This window comes from Acidimicrobiales bacterium, assembly GCA_041394265.1.
In the GTDB taxonomy this organism is placed as follows: domain Bacteria; phylum Actinomycetota; class Acidimicrobiia; order Acidimicrobiales; family SZUA-35; genus JBBQUN01.
The window spans coordinates 137,673-149,833 of the sequence record JAWKIO010000005.1 but is presented as its reverse complement, the minus strand read 5'-3'; the positions used below and the strand labels follow the sequence as shown (position 1 = coordinate 149,833).

Annotated in this window: 9 protein-coding genes; 3 read left to right on the top strand and 6 right to left on the bottom strand. The window is 66.9% G+C overall.

The genetic code is table 11. From position 1 onward, the window contains the following. Nucleotides 1–17: 17 nt before the first annotated feature. Nucleotides 18–512 carry a hypothetical protein gene (locus tag R2733_00760; protein ID MEZ5375009.1) on the top strand — a complete coding sequence of 165 codons (495 nt, stop codon included), beginning with the start codon at nucleotides 18–20 and terminating at the stop codon, nucleotides 510–512. A 7-nt stretch (nucleotides 513–519) separates the two neighbouring features. Here the strand turns inward: R2733_00760 and R2733_00755 are convergent, their stop codons facing one another. The 4 genes from R2733_00755 to R2733_00740 form a co-directional block, all read right to left on the bottom strand. After that, entirely contained in the window at nucleotides 520–1,311 is a 792-nt protein-coding gene (locus tag R2733_00755; GenBank protein MEZ5375008.1) for an enoyl-CoA hydratase-related protein, read from the bottom strand. An 84-nt stretch (nucleotides 1,312–1,395) separates the two neighbouring features. Then, nucleotides 1,396–3,222 carry an HD-GYP domain-containing protein gene (locus R2733_00750; GenBank protein MEZ5375007.1) on the bottom strand — a complete coding sequence of 609 codons (1,827 nt, stop codon included), beginning with the start codon at nucleotides 3,220–3,222 and terminating at the stop codon, nucleotides 1,396–1,398. 75 nt (nucleotides 3,223–3,297) lie between these two features. Continuing rightward, the gene (locus R2733_00745; GenBank protein MEZ5375006.1) at nucleotides 3,298–4,350 is read right to left on the bottom strand and encodes a TIGR03617 family F420-dependent LLM class oxidoreductase; all 1,053 of its coding nucleotides are present in this window, start codon (nucleotides 4,348–4,350) and stop codon (nucleotides 3,298–3,300) included. 37 nt (nucleotides 4,351–4,387) lie between these two features. Next, nucleotides 4,388–5,179: a short-chain dehydrogenase/reductase gene (locus R2733_00740; protein MEZ5375005.1), complete on the bottom strand. Its 792-nt coding sequence runs from the start codon at nucleotides 5,177–5,179 to the stop codon at nucleotides 4,388–4,390. 84 nt (nucleotides 5,180–5,263) lie between these two features. On the opposite strand from R2733_00740, the gene R2733_00735 reads away from it, so the two are divergent. Next, nucleotides 5,264–6,118 (top strand): NUDIX domain-containing protein, encoded by an 855-nt coding sequence (locus R2733_00735; GenBank protein MEZ5375004.1) that lies wholly within the window; start codon nucleotides 5,264–5,266, stop codon nucleotides 6,116–6,118. 103 nt (nucleotides 6,119–6,221) lie between these two features. Here the strand turns inward: R2733_00735 and R2733_00730 are convergent, their stop codons facing one another. Then, nucleotides 6,222–7,811 carry a DUF4214 domain-containing protein gene (locus R2733_00730; protein ID MEZ5375003.1) on the bottom strand — a complete coding sequence of 530 codons (1,590 nt, stop codon included), beginning with the start codon at nucleotides 7,809–7,811 and terminating at the stop codon, nucleotides 6,222–6,224. 179 nt (nucleotides 7,812–7,990) lie between these two features. Between R2733_00730 and R2733_00725 the strand changes: the two genes are divergently transcribed. Next, nucleotides 7,991–9,457 carry a carotenoid oxygenase family protein gene (locus R2733_00725; protein MEZ5375002.1) on the top strand — a complete coding sequence of 489 codons (1,467 nt, stop codon included), beginning with the start codon at nucleotides 7,991–7,993 and terminating at the stop codon, nucleotides 9,455–9,457. A 27-nt stretch (nucleotides 9,458–9,484) separates the two neighbouring features. Here the strand turns inward: R2733_00725 and R2733_00720 are convergent, their stop codons facing one another. Further along, the gene (locus tag R2733_00720) at nucleotides 9,485–12,076 is read right to left on the bottom strand and encodes an alpha/beta hydrolase fold domain-containing protein (GenBank protein MEZ5375001.1); all 2,592 of its coding nucleotides are present in this window, start codon (nucleotides 12,074–12,076) and stop codon (nucleotides 9,485–9,487) included. Between the last annotated feature and the right edge of the window lie 85 nt (nucleotides 12,077–12,161).

Below are 12,161 nucleotides of genomic sequence, written 5' to 3'. Positions count from 1 at the left end.
GACCGAAAGGACACCCGATGCTCAGCGGACTCATCACGATCGTGTTGGTCGTCATCGTCGTGTTGGCGGCCGTCGTCGGCTACCTGGCGTTCTTGCGCTCCGCAACCGGTCGGTGGCCGCGTCGGACAGGTGTGATCGAGCAGTGGCGTCTGACCGGGAGCTGGGAAGATGTCTTGACCCGGAGGCTTGACGCCGCAACGGCGACGATCGACCACTCGGTCGGCGATGCACTTGGCCGGCCCGACCTACGTTGGCGCCTCGCCGAAGCATCGGACCTGATCGATCATCAACTCCTGGCGTGTGCGCGGCTGCCGCTCAGCTCTCGACCGGCCGTCCGCCGAGAGATCGAAGCACTGGTTCGCGAGTACGAGGGGGTCTGTGCCCGCCTGTTGCTCGATGCTGCGCAGGCATCGTCGGCCGTGGTGCGTGATCGGCTCCGAGACATCGAGGAGTCGGTCGAGGCGTTGCGTCGCGCACGCAATGAGGTCGCCGAACTCGAACGCGGGCGATGAGCGGCGGCTACGAGCCCACATAGTTGGCGGGCCGCTTCTCGAGGAACGCGGCAACGCCCTCTTTGTGGTCGTCGGTCTTGAACAGCCGGCCGAGCGTGGAACTGACCCAGACCCCGAGGTCGTCCCAATCGGGGTCGAGCGCCAGACGGAGGCCTGCCTTCAGCTCGGCGACGGCCAGCGGCGGGTTGGCGGCGATGGCGTTGGCCAGCGTCATGGCGGTCGGCATCAGCTCCTCGTGGGGCACCACTCGTGACACCATTCGGAGCTCCTTGGCTTCGTTGGCATCGAAGACTCGACCCGTGAAGAGGAGCTCGGCGGCGGCTTCTCGGCCGACGAGCTGGGCAAGGCGTCCGATCCCGGCAACGTCGCAGCACAGGCCGCGGAGCACGAACAGCTCGCCGAACTTGGCTCGCTCCGAGGCGACACGGATGTCGGCCATGAGCGCGAGTTCCATGCCCCATCCGACCGCAGCCCCGTTGACGGCGGCGATGATCGGGATGTTGGTGCCGAGCAGGGCGCCTGCGGCGGGGGTGAGTCGAGGTTCGTTGCTCAGGCGCTCGGCCGTTCCCTCGCCGGCCTTCACCATGATCTGCTTGACGTCGTCGCCCGAGCAGAACGCCGGATCGGTGGCGGTGATCACGATGCAGCGGGCCGTGCTGGTCTCGACCGCACGCTGCAATTCGGCGTAAGTGGTCCAGGTGAGTGCGTTGCGAGCTTCGGGCCGGTTGATGGTGACGACGTCGACGTGGTCGTGCGATTCGACGATCACCTCGGTGTAGGTCTGGTTGGTGTCACTCATGTCATGGCCCCCGTTGCTCGGTCGATGGTGCGAAGCTACGGAGACCGGACGCCGGGTGTCAAAGCAGCGTGGCCGGACCGATCATCACAGAGCGATGGTGACCTGAGCTTGATCGCACAAACCGTTGAGATCGCAGACCTCGTAGGTGATCGTCGTCCCCAGGAAGATCAGGCTCGGGGTCTTGTACCTGATCGTGCCGTTCGAGATCGACGCCGTGCCACTGCTCGGCCCGCTCACGATGCGAAGGGTTGCGGGGTCGAGCGCCGACGAGCCGGGTGCGTCGTTGACGAGCACCGGAATGTACTGGAGCAGACCGAGCAGTGTGACGTGGACGTCGTTCACGGCGTTGGGACCAGTGGGCGCCGTGGTCGTGGTGGTGGGAGCGGTCGTGGTGGTGGTCGGTGCAGTCGTGGTGGTCGGTGCTGTGGTGGTGGACGTGGCCGGTGGGGTGGTGGTCGTGGTGACGAGCGGCGGCAGGGTGGCGCCCGGCACCGTCACTGTCGGGAGCGTGATCCCGGGAATCGTGACCGGCGGAAGCGAGGGGAGGAGCGAGGTGCTCGTCGTGCGGTCGGGCGACGAGGTCGACGTCGAGCCCGGCGTCGACTCGTCGGTCGTGGCATCCGGCGACGCCGAGGGCGGCGTGGTCGTCGACGGGTTGGTGGACACGATCTCGCTGGCATCGCCGATCTCGGTGTCGTCAACTGGGGCGCTCGTCGAAGTCGCCGTCTCGCCGGCGGGGTCGTCAGCGCCAGCGGCGCCAGGACCCGGTGCAGGGTCGGGAGCGATGAACGCCAGCTGGTCGGGAGCACTCGTGGCGGCGGCGTCAGTGAGACCAACGAGCGAACCGATGCTGGCGATGCCGATCATGGCGGCGGCCGGAGCGACGGCGATGGCCTGGGTCACGCGTTCGAGCCGCAACAGCTCGATGAGCCAGGCGAGTGCCGACTGGGGTTTGCGTTCCTTGAGCGAGACCTCGAGCAGCGCCCGAACCACCTCGGGATCGAACTGCGTACCGGAGCACCGAACGAGTTCGGTGCGGGCGGCCTCGGCCGACATCGCCGACTTGTAGGACCGCTTCGAGGTGATGACGTCATAGGCGTCGGCGGCGGCCACGATGCGGCCGGCCAGCGAGATCTCGGTGCCTGCCAGCCCACGGGGATAGCCCTTGCCGTCCCACCGCTCGTGGTGCTGTGAGGTGGCCCCCCGCCACTCACCCAGCCAGTCGGCCAGGGGTTCGACGAACGCTTCGCCCGCGGCCGGATGTCCCCGCAGGATCTGCCACTCCTCGTCGCTCGGCTTGCCGTCGCTGTTGAGGATGTACGACGGCACCGTAAGCTTGCCGATGTCGTGGAGGAGCGCAGCCCAGGCGAGACGCTGACGCGACTCGTCGTCGATGCCCATCTGCTTGGCGATGAGCTCGCTGTAGGCACGCACCCGTTCGGTATGGCCTCGGGTGAGGCGCTCGTGCCGCCCGAGGAGGGTCACGAGTTCGATCGCCTGGCGCGCCGCAGCGGCCTCGTCCGCCGCCAGTCCTCGCTGCGATGCCTCGGCGAGGTGGGCTTCGAGCTTGCGGATCGTGCCGGCCTTGAGCGCCACCGAGAACCGGGAGGGTGCCTGGTCGGGGAACGTGAGTGACAGCCCGAGCAGGCTGGCGAGTGGGAGGAAGCGAGAGACCAGTCGATCGATCAGCAGCGAAGTCGCAGAGGCGACCGTGATGGCCTGGACCGCCCAGACGACGATGCCGAGTGGATGATCGGGCCGGTAGAGGCCGTCGGAGACCACGCGCACGGCCGACCATGCGCCGACGATCGGGAGGGCGAAGATGGTGATTCGCACGAGGCGCGCCATGCGGGGCGACGCGGCCCAGTGACGCTCGCGCCCTTCTGCTGCTCCGGTGGTCGGCGAACCCATGAGGGGGTGTCGACGCGAATCTGGGGTCGGTTGAGCGAAGAGGTCGTTCGACTCACGAACTTCTTGCTGGGAGCGTCAGCGGATCCTCGCCAGGATGTCGGTGAAGACCTCGGCATCGGCGGGGGAGTTGACCGGGATCGAGAACTCGATGCGGTCGACCCGGTCGGCATAGCGCTCGTTGAGCTGCTCGGCGATGGTGTCGTAGGTGCCGATCGTGGCGACGGTGTGGAGCATCTCGTCGGTGACGAGATTCGGCAGGTGGTCCCAGTCCTTGGCTCGCGACAACACCGACGCCTGGCGGGCGATGTCGCCCCAGTCGTGCACCTCGAACGCTCGCCGATACGAGGGTGTCGACAGGTAGAAGGCGACGCGGGCGCGCACGGTTTCGGCCACCCGCTCGAGGCGGGCCTCATCGGGCGCGGTGCCGATCAGTGGCTTCATGCAGACGTCGACCTCGGTGACGTCTCGGTTCGAGCGCGCCGCTCCCTTGGCCAGAGCGGGAAGCACGGCGTCGTCGATGTAGCGGGGCGTACACACCGGGTGGAGGCGCACGCCGTCGGCGACTTCGCCGGCCACGGCGCACATGTTGGGCCCGATGGCGGCCAGGTGCACAGGGATGTGTGGGTGCTCGATGGGGCCGGGATCGAAGAGCGGCACCATCAGATCGAGCCGATAGTGATCACTCTCGAACTGCAGTGGCACCCGCTCCTGCCATGAGGTCCAAACGGCTCGCATGGCGTTGATGTAGTCGCGGGCCCATGGCGCCGGTGGTGACCACTGGAGGCCGTAGCGGCGTTCGACGTGGGCTCGGACCTGGGTACCCAACCCCAGCAGGAACCGGCCATTGCTGACCTTCTGGAGGGACCACGCCGACATGGCCGTGACGGTCGGGCTCCGGGGGAAGGCCATGGCTACGGATGTGCCCAGTTGGATGCGATCGGTCGTGGTGGAGCCGAGGGCGAGCAGCTGGAACGGGTCGTCTTTGGTTTCCTCGACCAGGATCGCATCGAGCCCGACCGATTCGGCGGTCGTTGCGAGTGTGGCGAAGTCTCGGATGTCGAGTGGGGTCTCGGGTTCGCGTAGCCCTGGATCGAGCTTGCCGAGCGGTAGGAGTGATTCGACCTTCATGGAGGGGTCCTGGGGTTCGTGGATGTTGTGAACGGCTCTATCTCGCGCTGGCGCCGCCGTCGATGGTGAGCGTGGTGCCGCTCACATGGCTGGCCCGGGGCGAGACGAGGAACGTGACCACGTCGGCAACCTGCTCGACCGTGCCCGGTACGGGATCGGCGGGGATGAACTCCTCCCACCGTTCGTCACTGCCGTACTTCGCGTTGGCCTGCTGTCGGAGGAGATCGGTCATGCGGTCGGTGATGATGAGCCCGGGATTGACCGCCAGCACCCGCACCCCCGTGCGCATGGACCGGGAGCCGATCGCTCGGCTCATCGCCGCCAGCGCCGAGTTGCCGCCCGCACCGGCGATGTAGCCGGGATTGGGGCGGTCGGCGGCGGCGCCGATCACGTTGAGCAAGACCCCGGCGTCGGCGGTCCCCGAGTCGGCGCGTGACGTCTCGAGGTGAGGAATGAGGAGGCGCATGAGGTTGATGTAGCCGAAGACTTTGAGGTCCCACGCGTCTCGCCAGCGCTCGTCGTCGATGTCGGTGATCGTGCCGCCAGGGATGGCGCCGGCGTTGTTGACCACGATGTCGAGTGGTCGCAGCTTGACCCGATCGGCGAGCCGCTCCTGCTCGGAGGTGAGCGAGAGGTCGGCGGCCACGACCTCGACGTCGACGCCATGGCGGCCGGCGAGGTCGGCAGCGATCGCGTCGAGGGTCGGGCCGGACCGGGCGGCCAGCACGAGGTCGACGCCCTCCGTCGCCAGGGCTTCGGCGATGCCGAGGCCGATGCCCTTCGACGCGCCCGTCACCAATGCTCGCTTGCCTCGCAGTCCCAGGTCCATGCCGGCACACTACGAGGCCGCCGGCGCTGCGACCAGCGAACGCCAATGTGCCCGCTTCGCTGGGCCGATGTAGCGTCGGCAACCGTGAACGAACCGATGCGTGCCGATGCTGTCCCTGTCCGACCTGCTGCCACCGTGATGCTGGTCCGAGACGGCGACCAGGGGCTCGAGGTGTTCATGCTGCAACGCTCGCTGTCGGCCGCCTTTGCCCGGGGTCAGTACGTGTTCCCCGGCGGAAAGGTCGACGACGCCGACCACGGTGAGGCGCTCGAGGCCATCAGCGATGGTCTCGATGACGCCAGTGCGTCGGCCCAGATGGGAATGGCGAAGGGTGGGTTGGCCTGGCTCGTCGCCGCCATCCGGGAGTGTTTCGAGGAGGCGGGTGTGTTGCTCGCCCGCCCGACAGACGGCAGCGAGGTGATCCGTTTCGACACCCCCGAGTTGGAGGAGCGGTTCGGCCGCACTCGTCACGAGATCCACGATGGCAACTACTCACTCGAGCAGCTGTGCGCCGACGAGGGCTTGGTGCTGTTGACCGACCGTATGCATCTCGTTGACCACTGGGTGACCCCGATGGGCGAGCGGCGCCGCTTCGACACCCGTTTCTTCGTCGCCGTTGCCCCACAGTTGCAGGAACCGCTGCACGACGACGCCGAGACCATCGCCAGCCTGTGGGTCCGGCCGGTCGACGCCATCGAGCAGTGGAAGAACGGCGAACTCCAGATGTTCCCACCGACCGTGGCGTCGCTGCGTTTCCTCGAACCCCATGCCACCACGGCCGACGCCATGGCCGCAGCCGAAGCAGTGGGTGTGCCCACCCCGATCATTCCGAAGATCGTGCTCGATGGCAACGGTGGTGTTGCCGGGGTGAAGCTCAACGGCGACGAGGGCTACGACGAGCTGCCGCTGCCGGAGTTCGTCCTCGGCAATCCACGCTGAGATCTGCCACCGCACGCGACGAGGCCGCCCCCGATGAGGAAGGGGGCGGCCTCGAACGTGGTTCCCGCTGAATGGCAGGAGCACGGTCAGCTGACGAGCAACCTCAGCTGGTCTGGGTGGTGGCCATGAACTCGGCCGACTCGCCGAAGTAGACGAGCATGGTCACACGGTCGACCCGTCCGGCAGCGAGCTCACCGAGCCAGTAGTCCTTGCCGGCCTGGTCGGCAGGGCGTTCGAACACTGCGGTGTAGACGAAGTCGACCCAGTCGGCATCAGCCGAAGCATCGAAGGCACCCCCGAAGCGAGCCTTGAACTCGGTCGACGAGGCAACCGACCACGCCAGATCCTCCAGGCTTGCGCCGTTGGCGATCTCGGTGGCGAAGTAGTTGTAGCCCGTGGCGTCCGGCTCACGGTCGAGCAGGGTGACGTACTGACGCACGATCGATCCCTGCGTACCCGAAGCGTTGGCGTAGGCGTCGCTCAGCCCGATCTTGGACAGGTTCAGCTGGCCGCAGGCGGCGGGAACGGTGACCTCGAAGGGGAGCTCGTCGGTGAGCGACGAGCGCTTCTCGCCGTCGTAGGCACCCGATCCGTCGATGTCGATGCCATGGATCACGAAGTGCAGGTTGCCGAAGTCACGGGCCTGTTCCGGTGTGATCGTGAACGTCTCGAGGTAGCTGTAGTTGCCATCGGCGTCGGCCGTCGGGAACGGGCCGGTAAGGCCGGCACCGGCACTGAAGTCGGGTCCGGTCGACAGCGTGTTCTGGATGGTGCCGTAGAACGGGACACCTTCGGCCACGCTCACGAAGCCGTCATTGTCGGTGTCGGCACTCGCCGGTGGGCAGACGTTGCTCACGCCCAGCTTTCCGTGCACGTGCTGCGGATGCGGCAGGTCGGCGGATGCGCCGGAGACGTTCATCGCCACGGTGACCTCGTTGCCAACTCGGAGCGCCGCAACCGAGGCGGTGGTGTCCGAGCCGTTCAGCGAGCCGAGGGTCCCGGTGTAGGACTGCGACATGGTTGCCGGCTCCTGGGCGACGAGCTCGCCACAGGCGGCCGGAACGGTCACCTCGAAGGGCAGCTCGTCGGTCAACGACGACTTCTTGTCACCGTCGTAGGCGTTCGAGCCGTCGATGTCGTTGCCGTGGATCACCACGTGGAAGTTGTCGAAGGCGGCCGCGGTCGCATCCGGGAGCGTGAACGTCTCGGTGTAGGTGTAGTTGCCGTCGGCGTCGGCGGTCGGGAACGGGCCGGTCAATGCGGCGTTGGCCGTGAAGTCCGGGCCGGTCGACAGCGACGCCTGGATGCCGCCATAGCGTGGGATGCCCTCGACGACGCTCACGAAGCCGTCGTTGTCGGCATCGTCGGCCATGGTCGGGCAGCTTCCACCGGCTTCGATCGAACCGTGGATGTGCTGGGGGTGCGGCAGGTTGGCAGCTGCGCCGGAGACCTGCATGGTCAGGGTCACGGTGGCACCGTTGCGGAGGGCGACGACCTCGGCGGTCGTGCCGGAGTCGTTCAGCTCGGTCAGGGTGGCGGTGTAGATCTCCGAGCTGCCGGGGGCATGTGCCGCGTCGGCGATCGACGGAGCGAGAAGGGAGGCCATCGTGGCGACCGTCGCTCCGGTGGCGACCATGGCACCGCGGCGCCGTGTGGATCTCGGTGTACGGCGTTCAGCCGGTGGTGCGTTCATGAGGGTTCCTCTCAGCGGGGTACAGGTGGTGAACGGCCCAAGGCCGATCACCACGGGTTCGGAACCGTGCTCCGGGCGGATTGGTCGGTGACGGAATTCTTTTCCCGGTGTCGCCTTTGGCCTGGTCCGGTGATCTGTCAGAATCCGGCCAACGGCGATTGCCGAAGAGGGGAGCAACGTTGAAGGTCGAACTGCGCAACACCGTCGAGTCGGGGTTACCTCCAGGCGATCAGCACCCGTATCGCAGCGGCCCGTGGCGGCCCCAGGTGAATGAGTACGACGCCTGGGATCTCGACGTGGTCGGCAACATTCCTGACGATCTGGCCGGTGTCTACCTCCGCAACACCGAGACCGCGCTGATGGAGCCGATCAAGCGCTATCACCCCTTCGACGGCGATTCGTTGATGCATTCGATCAGCTTCGAGGGTGGTGAGGCCCGCTACGCCAGCCGGTTCGTTCGCACCGACGGGTTCCTCGCCGAGCAGGAGGCCGGTCGCAGCCTGTGGGCCGGGATCACCGAGCACCCGTCGAACGCCATCGCCGACCACGGCTGGGGCGCTCGCACGATGATGAAGGACAACGCCAGCACCGACGTGATCGTGCACGGCGGCGTCGCGCTCGCCAGCTTCTACCAGTGCGGCGAGCTCTATCGGCTCGATCCGCGGACCCTCGACGACCTCGGCAAGACCACCTGGAATGGCTGGTTCCCGCCCGAGGGTGTGTCGGCCCATCCGAAGCTCGACGAACACACCGGCGAGTTGCTCTTCTTCAACTACTCGGTCGAGAAGCCCTACATGCACTACGGCGTGGTGAACCGGGCCGGTGAGCTGGTCACCTACGTCGACATCCCACTCCCCGGGCCTCGACTTCCGCACGACATGGCATTCACCGAGAACTGGTCGATCCTCAATGACCTCCCCCTGTTCTGGGACCCGCAGGCACTTGCCGATGGCTACTACTCGAACACCTTCGACCGCGATCGTCCCAGTCGATTCGCTCTGATCCCGCGTCACGGCACCACCGACGACATCCGCTGGTTCGAAGCGGATCCCACCTTCGTCCTGCACTGGACCAATGCCTACGAGGACGGCGACGAGGTCGTGCTCGACGGCTTCTTCCAGCACAACCCGACCGCTCGCGGCGTCGCTCGCTTCCCGGGCGAACTCAAGGGGTTCGAGACCCTCGACATGAACGTGCTCGATGCTCGCGCCCATCGCTGGCGCTTCAATCTGGCGACCGGGGAGTGTCGCGAGGAGTCCATGAGCGACACCTGCTGCGAGTTCCCGATGGTCAACGGTCGACACGCCGGACGCCGCCACCGCTACTCCTACAACGCCACCTGCGCCCGTGGGTTGTTTGCGTTCGATGGGCTGATCAAGCATGACCTCGACACCGGCGACGAGGTGCGGGTGCCGATGGAGCCCGGTGTGTTCGTCAGCGAGACCGTGATGGCGCCACGACTCGGGTCGACCGCCGAGGACGACGGCTACCTGATCACGTTCACGGTCGACATGAACCGCGACCTGTCGGAGTGTCTCGTGCTCGACGCCGCCGACCCGGCGAGCGAACCGGTCGCACGGATCCGGCTGCCGGAACGGATCAGCAGCGGCACCCACTCGACGTGGGCGCCGCTGTCCGATCTGTAGCCCGGCACGGCGTGCCGGGCGGGTGGCTCAGACCCCGGAACGTACCGGTAGGTAGGAGGTGATGGCCTCGGCCATCTGCTGGCGGATCGGGGCAGCCGACAGCATCACGTCGACCATGGGGATCGAGATGTGGGTGTGGCCTCGCGCCGCAATGTGGTGGACGTCGACCCCGGCGTCGGCCATCGCCTTCGCGTAGGCGGCCCCCTCGTCGCGCAGAGGATCGAACTCGGCCGTGATGACCGTGGCGGGCGGCAGCCCGGCGAGGCTCGAAGCTCGTAGCGGCGAGGCCCGTGGGTCGTTGCGATCGGCCGGGTCGATGTAGTGATCCCAGAACCACTCCATGAGCGGCTTGGTGAGTCCGTAGCCCTCGGCGTTCTCGACATACGACCCGGTGGTGAGCACGTTGTCGGTGACCGGAGTGAGGAGCACCTGGCCACTGATGGCCGGGCCACCGTTGTCGCGAGCGTGCTGGGCGACCACGGTCGCAAGGTTGGCTCCGGCGCTCCACCCGGCAACGACGACCGGGCCGGGGAGTCCGCCGAGCGCCTCGGCGTTCTCGCTCACCCACGCCAACGCTGCGATGGCGTCGTCGGGAGCCGCCGGGAAGCGGTGCTCGGGTGCGTGGCGGTAGTTGGCCGAGATGATGAGCGCACCCGATCGATCACACAGGTCGCGGCACATCGGATCGTCGGACTGCTCGCTGCCGAGCACCCACCCGCCACCGTGGAAGTAGAGCACGACCGGGTGCGGTCCCGGCGTGGCCGGGCGATACAGGCGGTAGGCCAGATCGCCATCGGCACCGGGGTAGGTGCCGTCGACGATCTCGCCGACTTCGGGCCCGGGCGGGCGCTGGGCGGCGGTTGCCTCACCGAAGGCGCGGGCCTCGTCGGGTGACATCGACTCGTACGGCGGCAGGTCCATGGTCGCCATCATCTCGAGCAGCATGGCGACGTCGGGTTGGAGGCGGCGGATGACGCCGTCGGTGCGGGACTGCTTGCCCGACCCCGTGAATTCGAAGCCCATGTAGCCGTTGTCGACCACGTCGTTGCAGATCTGGCGGTAGGTGTCGACACCGCCGATGTAGGGGAGGAACATGCGAGGCTTGCCGGGCACGTTCGCCCCCATGTACCACGAGTTGGCTTGGGGGAAGAGCGTGATGTTCGCACAGTCGTTGACGTGGAGCCCCCAGCCCTCTTCGGCCTGTTCCGTGGGCTCGATCGTGTCGTAGCCGTCGGCGCGCATCTTGACGATGGTGTCGGTGACCCAGTCGACGTGCTGTTCGATCGACACCACCATGTTCGACAGCACCGAGGGACTGCCGGGGCCGGTGATCATGTAGAAGTTGGGGAAGCCGACCGCAGTGAGGCCGAGGTAGGTCTTGGGACCGGCCGACCACTTATCGGCGAGCTTGAGGCCGTCGCGACCCTCGATGTCGACCGCCACGATGGCACCGGTCATGGCGTCGAAGCCCGTCGCGAACACGATGGCGTCGAACTCGTAGGTGGCGTTGTCGGTCTCGATGCCGGTGGCCGTGATGGTCGAGATCGGGTGCTTTCGCAGGTCGACCAGCTCCACGTTGTCACGGTTGAAGGTCTCGTAGTAGTTCGTGTCGAGACAGAGACGCTTGGTGGCGAACGGGTAGTCCTTCGGGCACAGCGCCTCGGCGACTTCGGGGTCGTTGACGGTCGCTCGGATCTTGTTGCGCACGAACTCGGCGATGGCCTCGTTGGAGGTCGGGTTGGTGAGAAGGTCGTTGAAGATCCCGGAGATTCCGAGTTCGCCAGCCTCCCAAGCCGCCTCGAACGAGGCGTTGCGCTCTTCCTCGCTGACCATCATGGCCCCGATCTCGACCGGCTCTTGGGTCCAGCCGCCGCGGCTCCACTTCTGGGCTTCGCGGTAGGCATCGCGGTCGGCCTCGAGCGCCGCCTTCTTTTCCGGCTTGACCGGCCCGTTGTGGGCTGGGATCGAGAAGTTCGGGGTGCGTTGGAAGATGGTGAGCTGGTCGGCCTGGGCAGCGATGATCGGGATCGACTGGATGCCCGACGAGCCGGTACCGATCACGCCGACCCGCTTGCCGGTGAAGTCGACACCCTCGTGCGGCCAGCGGTTCGTGAAGTAGACCTCGCCGGCGAAGTCCTTGGCGCCCTCGATGTCGGGCTCCTTCGGCAGCGACAGACAGCCGGTGGCCATCACGTAGTGCTTGCAGCTGACCTCGGTGCCTTTGCTCGTGGCGAGGATCCAGCGCTTGGTGTCGTCGTCCCAGCGGGCACTCTCGACCCGGGTCTCGAACTCGATGTCACGGCGCAGGTCGTGCTTGTCGGCCACGAATTGGAGATAGCGCAGGATCTCGGGCTGGGTGGCGTAGCGCTCCGACCAGGTCCACTCGGTCTCGAGCTCGGGGTCGAAGCTGTAGGAGTAGTCGATGCTCTGGATGTCGCAGCGGGCCCCCGGGTACCGGTTCCAGTACCAGGTGCCACCCACGTCGTCGGCGGTCTCGAGACAGCGCGCCGAGAATCCTTCCTTGCGCAGGCGATACAGCAGATAGAGGCCGGCCATGCCGGCGCCGACCACGACCACATCGGGATCGCGTACGTCGATCGTTGCTTCTTCCCCAGACACTCGAGTCCCCCTCGATGTTCAACGGTTTGTGTGTCGAAGCATTCTCACACGACCGACCGCCTCCCTCCCAAACGAGCCCGAACCT

Bases quoted from the DNA above. Each gene is read 5' to 3' on its own strand.
- R2733_00745 (MEZ5375006.1), bottom strand. From the start codon at position 4,350: ATGAAGGTCGAATCACTCCTACCGCTCGGCAAGCTCGATCCAGGGCTA.
- R2733_00730 (MEZ5375003.1), bottom strand. From the start codon at position 7,811: ATGAACGCACCACCGGCTGAACGCCGTACACCGAGATCCACACGGCGC.
- R2733_00755 (MEZ5375008.1), bottom strand. From the start codon at position 1,311: ATGAGTGACACCAACCAGACCTACACCGAGGTGATCGTCGAATCGCAC.
- R2733_00740 (MEZ5375005.1), bottom strand. From the start codon at position 5,179: ATGGACCTGGGACTGCGAGGCAAGCGAGCATTGGTGACGGGCGCGTCG.
- R2733_00760 (MEZ5375009.1), top strand. From the start codon at position 18: ATGCTCAGCGGACTCATCACGATCGTGTTGGTCGTCATCGTCGTGTTG.
- R2733_00750 (MEZ5375007.1), bottom strand. From the start codon at position 3,222: ATGGGTTCGCCGACCACCGGAGCAGCAGAAGGGCGCGAGCGTCACTGG.